Origin of the sequence: Dyadobacter linearis (assembly GCF_907165045.1) — a bacterium.
Lineage (GTDB): Bacteria > Bacteroidota > Bacteroidia > Cytophagales > Spirosomataceae > Dyadobacter > Dyadobacter linearis.
Genome location: NZ_CAJRAU010000014.1, coordinates 1 through 14,489, shown reverse-complemented (window position 1 = coordinate 14,489; position 14,489 = coordinate 1). Strand labels below are relative to the sequence as shown.

Below are 14,489 nucleotides of genomic sequence, written 5' to 3'. Positions count from 1 at the left end.
AATACAGAAATTAGCACTATTTTTCACTTTGTAGCTTCTCCAAAACAGCTTCAACAATCCAATCGTGGATACTTATTCCTGGCTTTGGCGAACCTGGCCTACGTGGGCGCTTTAGTCTGCGAATGTCTATTTCGCTAATAATTTGCCCCGTTAGCCGCACATTAATATGCTTTGCCTTTTCAGGATCACTGGAAGCGGTATCTTTAATTGTACTTCCTCCTTTATTGATGACTGCTTCTATATCAGCCTCAGTCACTTTTGCCTTACGCGGTGGCGGTAATGTCGTTGCCATTTAGAACACGGTTAAATAAATCTTCTATTTCCTTAGTTGCTTTACGATCAATGTTTTCTCCTTCAAACGGTGTTAACCCTAGGCCAGCGGCATTGCTTATAGCCTTGCGGTTGCTAATTGGATAGGCCAAATACGTTAATTGTGAAATTTTCGAAAGAGCGTCAGCAACGTCGCGATTGTCAGCACTGCGAATATCAGCCCGGCTCAAAAAAGTGTAGGCGATTAGTGGCTCAGCTCGGATTGATTGGATTTCGTCAATAAGATCTGTTACTTTGGTAATAGTCCAAAGGTCAAAACTACGTGGGACAAATGGTATCATAGATACATCAGCAACAGATAATGCTGCGCGCTGGCTAGTTGTATCCCTCCCCCCAGTGTCAATTATGATATGGTCATATTTGGGCTTCATAGCTTCGACTTGTTTCCGAAGATTTGCGCCAGTCATATTGACCAAAGTATACCCAGTATTTCCAAGTGTTTGCTCTCGCCAAGCTGTAAAGTCAGAAGATGTTTCCTGATCATCGCCATCAACAAGCAACACATCTCTACCTTGGCTTGCCAGCCAGCCAGCCATTGCTGTGGCAAGGGTACTTTTGCCTACCCCACCCTTTATTGAATTGAATGATATTACCACTGGTTTCTGTGTTAAAAATTATGCCGCAATTAATGCAAAGTCTTACACAAAAACAAATGCTATATCAAGTGTGGTTTTCAGTGCTGATTTCAACACTGTTCTATGATATAAGATAGTTGTTAAATATCTAATAATCAATATATTAATTTTTAAGATCAATAAAATGGACATTCTAGCACTGGTTTTGGTACTAGTTAACCCATTACTTTTAAGCTACAGTAGAGCCTAAACCGTAGTCTAAATCCATCACCTCGATTTTTTTAAATATAAAGGATAGTTTCATCTAAACTAACCATACGTGAGTCTCTCAGCATCCAATCCTATGTCGGCATTGATGCTGATAACCAAAGAAATCTCTATCAGCTTTAGTGTAAGATAAGACACTGATTGTAGCACTTTTTTTAGCACTGTATTCTTGACTATCTTAATTGATAAGAATTGATTGTCGATGATACCCTGAAAACATGATCATTGCAGATCAGATGCAGTATTAAATAAGAGAAAACGCCGCAGGAAAATGAAAAATTTGCAGGATTGATCCTAGCTGTTGATATAATTAAAAGAGAGGGTCAAAAAGATGAATAGACAAACGAATTTTACTGGATCGAGTAAGAATCCAAGATAAACCCATGCTATATTCAGTACTCGTTTAAGTGCCAAAAAAGGCTTCAACAGGCTAATGTCAATATTTGCATGCTACGAAAGTCGCCAATGAGAGAAGGGCATAGGGAGTAGGGATTCAAAGGCTTATAAAAATGTGTATAAAAACAATTATTATATATATAATTTATAAATATATTAAATAAGTTCAAAGGGTATCTGTCCATTCAAAATCTAACACTGCATTTAGGCGCTAGTGCATATGCATAGTCAGTACTCACAATAGTCAAAAAATGATAATGACTTGCACGCTTAGGCGAATTAGCAAAATAATAGGAGAGGGGAGGGGAGGGGCAATAAATTATAAAACTGTTATAGTTGCCAAGTACAATGACTATACAAACACTATTGATCAGTAGGTTGACAACTCAGACGCGAATTGTTTGAGCACTGTTTTCAGTACTGTTTTCGGCATTGGTTTCAACACAGTAAGATGTACTGTTTCTATGTGATTGTATAAATGCCGAAAATATGGGAGTAAGTCTCGAAATAATGTATGTACTCTATATCCTAATTATCAATGCTAATACATGTTTTGACAGTCCAATGAATAATTGAATAGAATAAAACAACACTAAATCAAGCACTGGTTTCGATGCCGTTCTAATATAGAATAGTTACCAAATTATACCTCGGAGCTTCCAAGCTTAAATGCAATCTGAAAAAACCATGGATAGTATATCCTTGTACGTAGCGTACCCAAACGAAATATGCCCACCCCCCCAAAGTATAAGTTCCATGGCTCAATAAGACTAGATCAATAATACTTTGAACGAATAATTGCTGACCATACTTTTTAAACCACATTTTTTTACCTCTAAAGGTAAAAATCAGCCCAACAGAGAAAAAGTAGGCAGGCTCAGGAAGTCATGGCTTTTTGAGCCTGGCGAGAAACCAAATCAGTGAGCAAAAAGGCAGGTTCATTGGGCTTAACGCCATTAGTTAAATCGATCCAACCGGCGGCCAATTCATTTTTCACTTGTTTACGGATGCTCTATCTAATAGGGCGCTTATTCCCTGTTCTTTGCTGTATTGTATTGAGAAGTAATTTAATATCTGAAATTAGCCGATCGACGTCATCTTCCGTCGTACCATCATACATACCTCGTATACGTCGATCCGAGTCAACCAAAACAAAGTAGCCCTTATGAATAAATCCTCCTTCTGCTGCGCTATCTTCGGCAGCAACAGACAAATAACCTTGCTGCGCAATTCTATAAATATCCTCCTTCACCCCAGTTAAGAAAAGCCATTGATCATCCGTTACCCCTAAATCTTGTGCATAAGCTCCTAAACGCTCTGGCGTATCATGCTCTGGATCTATCGTATGCGATAAGATTTTTAATCGATCATCGGCTTTAAATTTTTTATAAACCCTCAGCATCTGTTTCTCCATAACCGGACAAATACCCGGACATGTAGTAAAGAAGAAGTCTGCAACGTAGATTTTTCCTGCTAGATCTTTGTTCGTCACCGTCTTATGGTTTTGATCTAGAAATTTGAATGACGGTATTCTATGATATATAGTGTCCGATACCTGCTTACCTCCTATGCTTCTTACAATAACATCCCTTTCCCCAAGAATGGGTAATTCATCTGAACTTTTGCCACAGGATTGAAGCAATAAAACGGCTATCAATAGATTTTTCACAGCATGAAATCGAATTAACATTGAATGACAAAATGCTAATGAGGAGCATTGGTCGAACCAGTACAAATATAGCTATTCAATCACTGTATGTCCCTGTCGCAGAAAAGGCCGGGCATTTTTTGGCATCTACTTCCTGCCAAAAGTATATCGGTGACATGGGAACCATAGGCGCAGAATGAGGCGAGTAGCTCAAGCGGTTGACCTGCCAACCGTTGATTGATTTGAATCTGATGGATGTGTGGTTAGCACATGAATAGAAGGAGCAGAAATGGAAACCAGAAATGATGCTGCCGGTTGATTAAAACTGTATCTCGAAACCGGGATTAACTGAGATTATCATAATTGCAACAAATAAAGTAAGTTCGTTTGAATTACATTCTACCAAATTCATCGACAAGCTTTTATTAGTATGAAAGTTATCATCCTGTGTCTGTTGCTGTTATTAATAAGAGTAGGTACAGCTTTTACCCAGGATGATTATATTCAACGATTAGGAACGGAGTTTATCAAATCCCCGGAAGCGGTTGGCCTTTCCATTGGTGTCTTTAACAATGGAAAAGAAGAACATTACAATTTTGGAACCACAAAAAGAGGTATAAATCTATCACCGACTCCGACCACCCTTTATGAGATCGGCTCAATTACCAAAACATTCATCAGTACCTTGCTAGCCAATGCTGTCTTGGAAAAAAGACTCAGTCTGAATGACGACATTCGTAAATATCTAGCCGATCAGTACCCCAATTTAGCCTATCAAGGGCAGGCTATTAAAGTGATCCATCTGGCAAACTTGACCTCAGAACTTCCCAACTGGTTACCCGATAAACCAGAAGTTTTCGCCAAGGTAGCTCCTGACTCGATTCCGTATGTTTTACTGAAAATACAGGAGAGCTATACCCAAAAGGATTTCTTGCGGGATCTCCATTCAGTTCAATTAAATGCAGCTCCCGGTACCAACCCTAGGCACTCTAATGTTGCGGCTCAGTTATTGGCCCTCATTCTTGAACAGGTATACCGGCAGCCGATAGAAAAGCTTGTGGAACAGTACATTACCCAGCCATTAGAAATGGATTATACAACCTTTATTACGAATCAAACTCGCCCAATGGCGAGTGGTTATGACGCGAAAGGAAGACTAATGCCTTACATCACGATGCAAAATAGCCAAGCCGTTGGCGGACTTACTTCAACGACGTCTGATATGATCAAATATTTAGAATTTCAGATAAACGAATCGAACGAGGCAGTAAAGCTCAGCCATCAGAAAACGGTTGAAACACCTCAAGATGTTGTCGGGCTAAATTGGCATGTGACAAAAACCGCTACTGGAGATCGCCAACTCTGGCATACAGGAGGCACCTTTGGTTTTAGTAGCTATATCGTATTCTATCCCGATCAAAAGTTGGGCGTCATTTTGATGGCTAATGAGTCGGATGGTACTACGCAGAATAAGCTAGTTAAACTATCTCGGCAGCTAATTGAGCACTTGAAAACAAACAAAAGTTTGTATGTTAAATAGCTTCGGTTCGGAAGTCGGTCGTAAGGCGATCAGATGTTTAACAAAACCTCGGTCTCTTGACACTACCAATTCAATGCGGGAGACGGTTGGCATGTGAGCCGTCAGGCATGAAATCAAGCCTGTTAAACGTTAGCTTTCCCCCAAAGTATTCTTAAAAGGAGGAGGGATATTTTGAAACTACCAAAAGCGGTTGCACACCTGGAACAGTCAATGTTCATTGCCCAGTCAATATTAATTCACAATTGAGCCGCCTAATAAATCTAATGTAGTTTGATCGTCGGCTACTCGATAAGGAGTTGGTAGGCCACAAAATGTTTGATCCCAAACCGCTTGTACCATTCCTCAATAGGCACTTGACTCTGGGCAAGGGCACAGTATTGCAGATATCCGTCTTTTTCATAAGGCAGCGTATACACTAAAAAGGTAAATGTCTTGCCGATGGGAATCTTCGCTTTTTGGTTTTGGTACAATAGAATATCCGTTCGGAAGCTATACTGGCCAGCTTGGCCCGCCTTGGTCTTGAACTGTTTGCGTTGTCCCACTCGAGGAAACCTGAAAACGGCTTCAAGCGTCACAGCGTCTATCGCCCGCGCGTAGACGTCAAAAGCTATCTTACCAGTTGAATCTAGTTGAAAAAGGTCCTTCCGGCTGGTTAAATTCACTTCCGGCTGAGCCACACCACTTCGATACTCCTGATACGTTAATTGAATGAATTTGCCTTTCAGCCTGCGATCATCCAGTTCAAGGTGATGTTTTTCGATCCCAATGACTGACATCAGCTCTTGGAGTTCAGGATTCGCTGGGCCAAACACTGCTTTCACAAAAGTACTATCATTCTGCTGGGCAGATGCCCAAAAAGGAAGGCCAATGAATAAGGCCAAAAATATTCTTTGCCTGATCAAACGATTACTAATTCGCATTGAAATCGCTACCCAACGATAGGAGGCAACCGATTTAAAATCGGTCGATAGGTGAGGTTTAAGTCCGAGTCGTTTTGTCATATCTTTTTTTGACAAAGCACTGTTAAAAAAGGCACGTACTGGGTTAACCCTTGGTTAACCCAGGTTAATTAAGGTTAAGGCTCTGCCGGGCAAGCTCGAAATTATTTATCTTCACTCATGAAACAGCCGGTAAACCTGGTCTTAACGCTGATGGCACTTTGTATTGCCGCTATCATTGGATTGCAGTTGTTCTGGAATTATCAGAATTATCAGGCCACTGTCCAATCCTTTCAGCACGATATTAATCAAACACTCATGCAGGCAGTGGATCTGGAAACGGCTCAGCGTCGGCAGGAACTGATCAACCAGGTAAAGATATGGTTAGCAGACACTTCATTGATCCAGATTACATGTGATATCAAGAACCGCGACAGCACAACAGTCTTCCATATCAATGATCGCTATCCCAAGTTTAAAGGTAGTCCAGGCACCTCCTTTGGCATCGACGATTTCAAGCCTAAACTCACGCGTATAAGCCCATCAGTTAGATCCATGGTGATTCATCACTTAGCCGACCGACGGGTCCGGCAGGATTTGCAAGACGGTTTTGTCTACTACTATACACAAAGGCTTGGGGATAGTTTAAAATTAGCTTTTGATCAAAGTCATCTTCGTCTAAGTGATCTGGATCGTATTTACAGAAATCTGTTAGCTAACAGAGGGATTGATGCCCAGTTTTTGTTGACGACGAACCGCCATGGAGAAACCGGCTATTGGACCCAGCCGGTGGCTACTTCCTTTCGCAAGCCCTACACCAACGACTGGGTACGTGCTCGTTTTGACCCGCCGACACAGTACTTTGTCAAAACCATGAAATGGGTAATCCTGGCCACATTCTTTCTGGTTGCGATCAGTTTGTTCTGCTTTGGCTACACTGCGATAACGTTGCTATCCCAGCACAAATTAGCCCGACTTAAGGACGATTTCATCAACAATATGAGCCATGAGCTCAATACGCCACTCGCCTCGATCAAAATTACGGCCGAAGCCCTCAAAGCATTTAACCACCCGCCGCAGGTTCAAAAAAACTACCTTGATATCATCACGTACCAGGCTGATAAATTAACGGGACTAACAACCCAAATCCTGAACGCCAACCGCCGGATTACCTTTACCGACGAGCCCTGGGTAACAGTCGACGTATGCCAACTCCTGGAACAAGCTATCCAAGAGCTTTTACTTCGACAAACTCTTCCTGAGACCTGGTTATCCTATCTGCCTCAAAGCAAGCCCGTGTTGGTCAACGCTCGGGCCAATAGTTTACTAGCGGTGTTTAGCAATGTGCTCGACAATGCCGTCAAGTATGGAACAACTCATCCACAGCTCACTATCTGTCTGGTTGCCAAAAAACGATCGGTTGAAATTGGTTTTGCCGACAACGGCATTGGCATACCGGAAGAGTATAGGACTAAGATATTTGAACCGTTCTTTCGGATACCTCGCGGGAATGTGCATGATGTGAAAGGCTACGGCCTCGGCCTAAGTTACGTGAAGCAAATTCTCACGCAGCATGGTGGGTCAATCCGGGTGGAAGCCAACGAACCCAGTGGTAGTTTGTTTTGGATTCGGATCCCTATATGCTGATGGAACAAGCCCATATCCTCTTGGTGGAAGATGAGCCATTTCTGGCTCAGGTTGTCGTTGATAGCTTGGAGCAGCTTCAATATCAGGTCACTCATGCCTGGGATGGCCACCAGGCTTTTGGTCTGTTTCGTACCCATCGCTTTTCACTTTGTATAATCGATGTAATGCTGCCCACCATAGATGGGTTTACCCTGGTCGAGAAAATCCGTCAGCTAGATCAAAGCATTCCTATCTTGTATCTGACGGCTAGAACCGCAACCAAAGACATCATGGAGGGTTATCGGAGTGGGGGGAATGATTATCTGAAAAAACCGTTCAGTCTGCAAGAGTTGTTTCTACGCATTAAGGAGCTACTCAGGCGCAGTTATTCCTTAACTGCCAGACTCCCGGACGCGGTCTTTATAGGGCAATATACGTTTGTAGCTCACCAACAAAGCCTGCAATTACATAATAAGGGGGCTATCCGCCTGTCCCATAGAGAAACCCAACTTCTCCAACTTTTATACGACCATCAAAACCAGATTGTGGAGCGTAGACACATTCTACTGACCTTGTGGGGGGACGACAGTTATTTCAATGGGCGAACACTGGATGTATTTATTACCAAATTACGAAAGCATTTGAAATTAGATCCCTCGGTTGAGATTCTTACGCTTCGGGGAGTTGGCTACCGATTGGTCTGTTGATCAGGATGACGGACAAAAGAATGAAAGTCATTTTTTGAAGTTCTCAAACATGTACCGAAAACATTATGGTTGGCTAGTGTACTATCTGTTCAGGGAAAATCACATGATTAAAATTATACTTCAAAATACTCTCACAAAACATTGGGATTACTTTACACTTACTACTTATATTTAAGATAATCTGTTGTTCGCATTTACATGTCTTAAGCCGTTACAATGAAGATTGGAATTTTGCTGTATGATCAGGTAACCGCTCTGGATATATTCGGGCCACTGGATATTCTGGCACGAGTCAAGGATTGGGATATTAAAGTCGTTGCCTGCACTCCCGGTCGCATCGATATCGGCAACGGCCTGTTTGTTGAACCTTCATCTGTTTTGACAAAAGAAAGTGAATTTGATGTCTTGCTCATCCCAGGTGGGCGTGGACATGCAAAATTTCATGATGATATCAATAGCATGGAAATTATCAGGGCAGTTTGCGGAAAATCCAGGTTTATCCTTACGGTATGTACAGGTTCAATTATTCTAGGCTCATGCGGGTTACTTGAGGGAATAAGAGCGACTACGAACCGGGCGGCATTTCAATCTTTGGAACGCCTTGGAGCAATTGTAGTTAATGAACGCATCGTCGAAGATGGAAATGTATTCTCCTGCGGCGGAGTAACTGCTGGAATTGATCTAGCCTTCTATTTTATTAACAAGATAGAAGGGGCAGACGAAGCTCGTAGAATCCAGTTACTTGTCGAATATAATCCAGCACCTTTATACGATTATAAAAGCTTGGAGATGATGTAAGCGCTTGTAGTTAATAGATACTTATACATTATGCAGCAAGATTACGTTTTACTAGCAAAACGGTTGGCACGTTAACCATAGGGAAGAGATGGAGCCAGATACTGTAATTTGGTTGCGATAACAGATTTTATGTTGAACAGCCAAACAAACAAGAGGGTGGGAGAGATTTTGGCTAAGTTCTTTGAAGTGCAAGGATACGGGACTTGAATTTAATGGGAGTACATCCGAGTCCATTGATGACTTGGGCTAGAGTACAGCGAATAGTTAATCAGGCAGCGTACCAGTAACATTACTGGGCATGTAACATCAAACCATCCAGGTATGTTTGACAGTACCATGCCTCCTAAAATCAATAATGCTGCAACGGCAAAATATAAGGCTCGAAATGCTCCTGCGTTTCGCCTTGTAGCCCAAAATACTAGCGGTATATGAAGTGGCATCAAATATAGCAGCGTTGGGTTCCAAGCTGTAACGCCATCATCTCGGATATGCCATAGTACAATCAAAAACCAACCTATTAAACCTGATGCGCCAAATAAGATATGATCGAGCCAACGGTCAACTTTTCTACCGCTCACAAATCGCCCAATTGAAAATACGGTAACTATAATGCCGAACAGAGTAAATACAACATTAGGTCGAGCGATAAAGGCAAGCGGCTGCTTAACTTTTTCCTGAGGCATAAACAAGGTTTGTTCACTTTGTAGCAACGGTATCATGCTACCATCAGATTGCCTAATGGTAGCATGACGTAGCTGACCGGCCAATTGATCCGGTAGATACATGGCCTGCCAACCATCGGTCTGTTTGTCCGACGGACTTCCAAGGGCCAAGTTCATGCCCAATTGATACCAAGGTTTCTCAGTTAAATATTCATTCATCCAATCCCTATATGACTTGCCTGTCATATTAGAGCGGGATGGGATTATTAGACTATCTCCACACACGGTAGCAATCATGTCCCGAGGTCGGGTAGCACAGTTGTCATAATAAAACTTATAGCGATATATCGATTCTGTGGTAAATAGTTCTGTTCCAAGTCGCTAATCAGTTGATTACGTTGATAATATGAAAGATTCAACGTTTGCTCTCGGATACTACGATTCGTCTGTTGGTAGTAATGCGCAACCTCATTGAGCTTATGAAACGCTATATAATATGGGAGCGTCCCTTTTAAAAATTTAATCACAAATCCATCGGCTCTGTGATTAAAGCCACCATAGCTGTAATTCTGATCGATTCCGAGAATTGGGTCAACAACACGTATTTCTGTATGTCCAAAGGCTGATGAAATGTCATCATCGCCAGAGCCATATGTTACTAGACTTATCTGAGCCGCACTTGAAAGTTGTTGGCTGAATGAGCAATGACTTACTAATTGGCAAAGTATTACCAAGATGTAAAAGCGCAGTTGCGCAAGCAGTAATCTGTTAATTATCATTAGTTTTCAACTGTTATTGGCATGTTGTGCGCTTGCCAATAAGGGAAAGTACAAAATTAATTACTACGAAAATCAACAGGGGCATCACCAATAATTACGCTTTTGCGGCAAATTCAATCTTATAAACCCGTCGGGTAATTTATACGCTTACCACCGTTTATGAGTGAACTGGTTGACCTGTAAATAATAGGCCGAGAATGAGGTCAGCAGCGTAAACGATTGACATGCCAACCATGACTGAATTGAATCTAATGACTGTGGTTCTGCTCAATGTATGTCTCACCAGACGATTGCGTAAGGCCTATGTTTATGAATAACCGTTATACAATATACGTCAATCAAGTATATTTATATCTGAGCTATTACATAAAGCGCCTTGAGGCGATTATTTGGAAGGTGATAACCCTTTTTATGTTAATGACCAACATAGAATAAGAGGGGAGAGGCGCTTTTGCGAAAGTTCTCGATTAGTGCAAGGAGAGAGCACTTTGCCCATTGTGTTCCGGAGCAGCTGCTGCACCAGGGGGCTGTCTTATTATAAAAAGGCGAGGCGTATCAAGCTAATAATGTCAAGCGACGCGATTGCTAGTTTGATCCAAAAGTTAAAGCGTTTTTTCTTCTCCATTGACGCAGTGATTTTTTGCAATATGCGCGATAAATAGCATGCCTCAAAGAAATATTTTACAAGTGGTTATTCGATTCATAATCACCACTGTCATATCCGGAAGTGACTTGTTGCAAATAATGTCGGGTATCGTTTACACTTACCACGTTTTACTAGCAAAAAGGTTGACACCTGAACCATAGGGGAGAGGCGGAGCCAGATAATTTTTGTTGCGATAACCAATTTTATGTTAAGTGACGAAACACAGAACAAGAGAGTCTGAGGCGTTTTGCGAAAGTTCTTGGGATAGTACAAGGACGTGGGACTTTTCGTAAATTGCTTTTGAGAGGGGCGCAGCACAGGTGTTCAACCTTGGTAGGTTATTCGATGATCGCATCTCCTCTCTTTTTGACATACTAGCTTGCATAGATAATTTTACAACCATTTAAGTCAAATATGGTCTTTGCTTTACAAACCGTTGGCAATATGAAAAAGACCATTCTGATTTATGTGAGCATTCTGATAGTAGCAGGCAGCTTATCAGGTTGCTCGGACGTAGAGCCTGAAAGAGCTGCTGTTATTACACAAAGGGATTATACAATGTGTGGTGCGTGCGGTGGCTGGCTCGTTCAAATTGATTCTGTCTGGTATCGCGCCGATGTTGTCGCACCTTATAACAAGGAATCTACGCCTGTCTGGATTCGGTTTAAGAAGGATGAAAGTGACGGACTTAAAGTGTGGGGACGGTGGATCAACATTACTTCAATACGCAATCGAGAATAAAAAAGCGATGAAAAATTTATCAAAAGCCATCTTTTCAGCATCCTTAACGGTCATTTTGTTTTTGGTAACAAACTGCAAAAGCGGTGACCCGGTCCAGGAAGTGGACAAGGTATGTGGAGTTGCAGATCCAATAAATAATTTAAAATGGCTGAATGATGAGTTTAAGGCATTTCTCGGAGGGCCTGGTATAAACGGAATTGTCTTGTACGAATACAATGGAAATCAGGTAATTGAGGTTCAAAATAGCCTTTTCAGCTCTACGAACATTCACCAACATTTGTGCAATGGAGTAAAACTTGATTTACAGTCTCCACAGGCAATTAGTGACTATCGCGCACAGCGAAGAGAGATAAAAGTTCTATATGGAACCAAGATGTGGCCATAACAGAATTCACGCGTCCAGGAAAACGTCCGATCCGTGCGATAATCTGACGCCTAGCCGCGATTAGTAAAAAATCTCTCGCGTCGGAGGGTTTTGTGAGAGTGATAATATCATTTACAGATTTTTCACCCTAATCGTAGTCAAATCAATAAAATAGCCATAGTGGCCTCGAAAGCTCGGGTTAGTGATAGCACCATAGCAATCTTTGCGGTTATAAGATATAACCACCTTGAGACCTTGTTTTTTAAATTCGGTAGATAGAGAGTCGCAAGGGACCAATATATTTGGACCGGCTGCGTGACCACTTCTCTCAAAATCCTTTGGCTCATTACTTAATATATATAGGTCAGGCCCTTGACTACCCCCAGGAGGTCGGTTTCCTTGGATATAAACTACTACTGCCTCTATGTTTTTCATTTCTTTTTTAACCGTTTTACTCTGGCAATCACATGGAACTGCCTGTTTATCGGGTTCTTTGCATTGAACAGTGAGAAACCCTATAATCACAAGTATGAATGTGAATCGAGTTATCTTTTTTAGATCCATATGTAAAAATCTTCGGATGGTTTCAAGCTGAGAAGAGTACACTGAATGACTCCGAAATCATATCAATCGTTGTAACGTAATAAATACTGCTCGGATCTATCTATCCGTATTTCAATCGTATTACCCGTCTCGCGAAACGTCCGTTTTGTGAGACTAGTTGACAACTCAACTTACTATGGATTTAGTTATATAAAAGTGTCTTAACTTATCGTCTCACATTTCTATGTCACTTTTTATACCTTTGACTGAATTAGTGAGACAGACGATATGATTTTTGGATATGCACGCGTTTCCACGCAGGACCAAAACTTGGACCTTCAAATAGATGACCTGAAAAAGTCAGGCTGCGAGCGAATCTTTCGCGAGAAGGTTTCATCTGTCAAAGACCGGCCGGAACTCAACAAGCTTCTTGACACAGCTAGGGCAGGGGATACGATCGTTGTCTGGAAACTCGACCGGCTTGGAAGGTCGCTTAAAGACCTGATCAATTTGGTTAATGAATTCCAGCAAAACCAAATTGGCTTCCGGAGCCTGAACGATGCCATAGATACGACAACCGCGCAAGGGCGGTTAATCTTTAACATCTTTGCTTCGTTGGCAGAGTTTGAACGGGACCTGATCCGCGACAGGACCAAAGCCGGTCTTGCAGCCGCAAGGGCGCGGGGTAGGATGGGAGGGAAGCCCAAGGGGTTAAATAAGGAAGCGCAATCCAAGGCGCATGCTGCCAAAGCTCTTTACGATAAGCAAGATAAGTCAGTGGCCGAAATTGGCAAAGTGCTTGGCATCAGCCGGGCAACAGTATACCGGTACATCAAGGAGGTAGAGCATGGCTTGTGACAATAAACGCGAAGTAATCATCACAGCAGACAATGCGACACGCCTTAATTAATCAATATAAACTTTAAAAATCATATTAAACTATGAGAGCATTAGGGCTATTTATTATACTACTCTTAACAAGGTGCGGTGCAGGTGTATCTGAGTTTACAGAAGATCTTGGGAATGGGTTTATTTATCAAGGCTTTGGTTCAGAATTAAAAAATATTATTTCTCCATTTCCAGCTCAACGTAGCATTTATGGCAAAGTTGCTCAGTACAAATATGATCAGAATTTTATTTTGGCTCTACAACAGCCAAGTAAGGAAGTATACAGAGGGCAAATTGGATCTGAATTAAGAAGTAAAGACAAAATAAAATATAAAGATAATTCGGAAAAGGATGTACAAGAAAGCCATCACATAGCCGACAGTGTAATCCGATATGATCCATACTATAAGCAAATTTTTGCTCGTAAAATCAATTACTGGATCATTTCTCACAAAAACAAACAAACGTATGGTCCTTTGACGGAAGAAGAGTATTATCGAAAAAGGAAGGAGTTAAATGTGCCGCAAGAATTACAACTTGATATTTCTGAAGAAAATGATTGAAATTGTGGTGGAGTCGCTTTAAAGCATAAAAATCTATTTCTGGTTTATCAGGTGCACTTAACGGCCACAGGCTCTGTCATGGAATCACTTACAAGGCTAATGCCAGGAATACGAACAAACCGATGGGGAAAACAGCTATACAAATAGGATCATCCGCCGTCTTTGGAGGGATTGTTTCCGACTAAGTGTCGGTAATTCTGGAACTGTGCTGCACAAGTTGAGGTTTTCGTTACAAATGGGCGAAATCATACGCTAAGAAACTAATTGTTTAGTTTTGGCTTTCTCAATGGCCGTAGTCCGTTGTCCCCGAGCTCTGGGTTTGCGTTAAAGTTGTATTTGCCCAGTCGGTTGATATGCTCAAAAGGTGCAGGAGAGATAAACTCAAAGTCATTTTCGTCAATTACATATCCTTCCTGGTGTAATTGTTTGATAATTTCCTGCTGATACACTGTGTTCCAGACCAGGATAATATTGGTAA

15 protein-coding genes are annotated in these 14,489 nt (G+C 41.6%); 8 read left to right on the top strand and 7 right to left on the bottom strand.

Annotated elements, in window-relative coordinates:
- Positions 1-16: 16 nt before the first annotated feature.
- The 3 genes from KOD92_RS26760 to KOD92_RS26750 all read right to left on the bottom strand — a co-directional run bounded on the left by KOD92_RS26760 (position 17) and on the right by KOD92_RS26750 (position 3,237).
- Positions 17-292, bottom strand: coding sequence for a hypothetical protein (locus KOD92_RS26760; RefSeq protein ID WP_215236684.1), 276 nt, complete (start codon positions 290-292; stop codon positions 17-19).
- Entirely contained in the window at positions 264-926 is a 663-nt protein-coding gene (locus KOD92_RS26755; RefSeq protein ID WP_215236683.1) for an AAA family ATPase, read from the bottom strand. Before KOD92_RS26755 ends, KOD92_RS26760 begins: the two co-directional genes overlap by 29 nt.
- A gap of 1,654 nt (positions 927-2,580) precedes the next feature.
- The gene (locus tag KOD92_RS26750; RefSeq protein WP_215236682.1) at positions 2,581-3,237 is read right to left on the bottom strand and encodes an SCO family protein; all 657 of its coding nucleotides are present in this window, start codon (positions 3,235-3,237) and stop codon (positions 2,581-2,583) included.
- Between the two features lie 409 nt (positions 3,238-3,646).
- On the opposite strand from KOD92_RS26750, the gene KOD92_RS26745 reads away from it, so the two are divergent.
- Entirely contained in the window at positions 3,647-4,756 is a 1,110-nt protein-coding gene (locus tag KOD92_RS26745; RefSeq protein ID WP_215236681.1) for a serine hydrolase domain-containing protein, read from the top strand.
- 281 nt (positions 4,757-5,037) lie between these two features.
- Here KOD92_RS26745 and KOD92_RS26740 read toward each other — a convergent pair whose 3' ends face one another.
- Positions 5,038-5,757: a hypothetical protein gene (locus KOD92_RS26740; RefSeq protein WP_215236680.1), complete on the bottom strand. Its 720-nt coding sequence runs from the start codon at positions 5,755-5,757 to the stop codon at positions 5,038-5,040.
- Between the two features lie 117 nt (positions 5,758-5,874).
- Between KOD92_RS26740 and KOD92_RS26735 the strand changes: the two genes are divergently transcribed.
- The 3 genes from KOD92_RS26735 (at position 5,875) to KOD92_RS26725 (ending at position 8,825) form a co-directional block, all read left to right on the top strand.
- Positions 5,875-7,341, top strand: a complete 1,467-nt coding sequence (locus KOD92_RS26735) for a sensor histidine kinase (RefSeq protein ID WP_215236679.1) — start codon at positions 5,875-5,877, stop codon at positions 7,339-7,341.
- The gene (locus tag KOD92_RS26730) at positions 7,341-8,027 is read left to right on the top strand and encodes a response regulator transcription factor (RefSeq protein ID WP_215236678.1); all 687 of its coding nucleotides are present in this window, start codon (positions 7,341-7,343) and stop codon (positions 8,025-8,027) included. The genes KOD92_RS26735 and KOD92_RS26730 overlap by 1 nt, the downstream gene beginning before the upstream one ends.
- A 216-nt stretch (positions 8,028-8,243) precedes the next feature.
- A complete protein-coding gene (locus KOD92_RS26725) occupies positions 8,244-8,825 on the top strand; it encodes a DJ-1/PfpI family protein (RefSeq protein WP_215236677.1) in 582 nt (193 codons plus the stop codon).
- A gap of 209 nt (positions 8,826-9,034) precedes the next feature.
- On the opposite strand, the gene KOD92_RS27515 is transcribed toward KOD92_RS26725, so the two are convergent.
- Together KOD92_RS27515 and KOD92_RS27510 are read right to left on the bottom strand one after the other, a co-directional pair.
- Complete coding sequence (locus KOD92_RS27515; RefSeq protein ID WP_229254906.1) at positions 9,035-9,706, bottom strand: hypothetical protein; 672 nt, start codon at positions 9,704-9,706, stop codon at positions 9,035-9,037.
- A gap of 74 nt (positions 9,707-9,780) precedes the next feature.
- Complete coding sequence (locus tag KOD92_RS27510; protein WP_229254904.1) at positions 9,781-10,266, bottom strand: lipoprotein N-acyltransferase Lnb domain-containing protein; 486 nt, start codon at positions 10,264-10,266, stop codon at positions 9,781-9,783.
- A 1,090-nt stretch (positions 10,267-11,356) separates the two neighbouring features.
- On the opposite strand from KOD92_RS27510, the gene KOD92_RS26715 reads away from it, so the two are divergent.
- The 4 genes from KOD92_RS26715 (at position 11,357) to KOD92_RS26700 (ending at position 14,011) form a co-directional block, all read left to right on the top strand.
- Positions 11,357-11,653: a hypothetical protein gene (locus KOD92_RS26715; RefSeq protein WP_215236676.1), complete on the top strand. Its 297-nt coding sequence runs from the start codon at positions 11,357-11,359 to the stop codon at positions 11,651-11,653.
- A gap of 7 nt (positions 11,654-11,660) precedes the next feature.
- Positions 11,661-12,038 carry a hypothetical protein gene (locus KOD92_RS26710; protein WP_215236675.1) on the top strand — a complete coding sequence of 126 codons (378 nt, stop codon included), beginning with the start codon at positions 11,661-11,663 and terminating at the stop codon, positions 12,036-12,038.
- Positions 12,039-12,848: 810 nt separating this feature from the next.
- A complete protein-coding gene (locus KOD92_RS26705; protein WP_215236674.1) occupies positions 12,849-13,418 on the top strand; it encodes a recombinase family protein in 570 nt (189 codons plus the stop codon).
- 83 nt (positions 13,419-13,501) lie between these two features.
- The gene (locus tag KOD92_RS26700; protein ID WP_215236673.1) at positions 13,502-14,011 is read left to right on the top strand and encodes a DUF3997 domain-containing protein; all 510 of its coding nucleotides are present in this window, start codon (positions 13,502-13,504) and stop codon (positions 14,009-14,011) included.
- Positions 14,012-14,271: 260 nt separating this feature from the next.
- Here KOD92_RS26700 and KOD92_RS26695 read toward each other — a convergent pair.
- The coding region (locus tag KOD92_RS26695; RefSeq protein WP_215236672.1) for a Tn3 family transposase at positions 14,272-14,489 on the bottom strand (218 nt) is incomplete at its 5' end.

Coding starts and splice junctions, on each gene's coding strand:
- KOD92_RS26760 (WP_215236684.1), bottom strand. CDS start 292: ATGGCAACGACATTACCGCCACCGCGTAAGGCAAAAGTGACTGAGGCT.
- KOD92_RS26745 (WP_215236681.1), top strand. CDS start 3,647: ATGAAAGTTATCATCCTGTGTCTGTTGCTGTTATTAATAAGAGTAGGT.
- KOD92_RS26740 (WP_215236680.1), bottom strand. CDS start 5,757: ATGACAAAACGACTCGGACTTAAACCTCACCTATCGACCGATTTTAAA.
- KOD92_RS26735 (WP_215236679.1), top strand. CDS start 5,875: ATGAAACAGCCGGTAAACCTGGTCTTAACGCTGATGGCACTTTGTATT.
- KOD92_RS26730 (WP_215236678.1), top strand. CDS start 7,341: ATGGAACAAGCCCATATCCTCTTGGTGGAAGATGAGCCATTTCTGGCT.
- KOD92_RS26725 (WP_215236677.1), top strand. CDS start 8,244: ATGAAGATTGGAATTTTGCTGTATGATCAGGTAACCGCTCTGGATATA.
- KOD92_RS27515 (WP_229254906.1), bottom strand. CDS start 9,706: ATGAATGAATATTTAACTGAGAAACCTTGGTATCAATTGGGCATGAAC.
- KOD92_RS27510 (WP_229254904.1), bottom strand. CDS start 10,266: ATGATAATTAACAGATTACTGCTTGCGCAACTGCGCTTTTACATCTTG.
- KOD92_RS26715 (WP_215236676.1), top strand. CDS start 11,357: ATGAAAAAGACCATTCTGATTTATGTGAGCATTCTGATAGTAGCAGGC.
- KOD92_RS26710 (WP_215236675.1), top strand. CDS start 11,661: ATGAAAAATTTATCAAAAGCCATCTTTTCAGCATCCTTAACGGTCATT.
- KOD92_RS26705 (WP_215236674.1), top strand. CDS start 12,849: ATGATTTTTGGATATGCACGCGTTTCCACGCAGGACCAAAACTTGGAC.
- KOD92_RS26700 (WP_215236673.1), top strand. CDS start 13,502: ATGAGAGCATTAGGGCTATTTATTATACTACTCTTAACAAGGTGCGGT.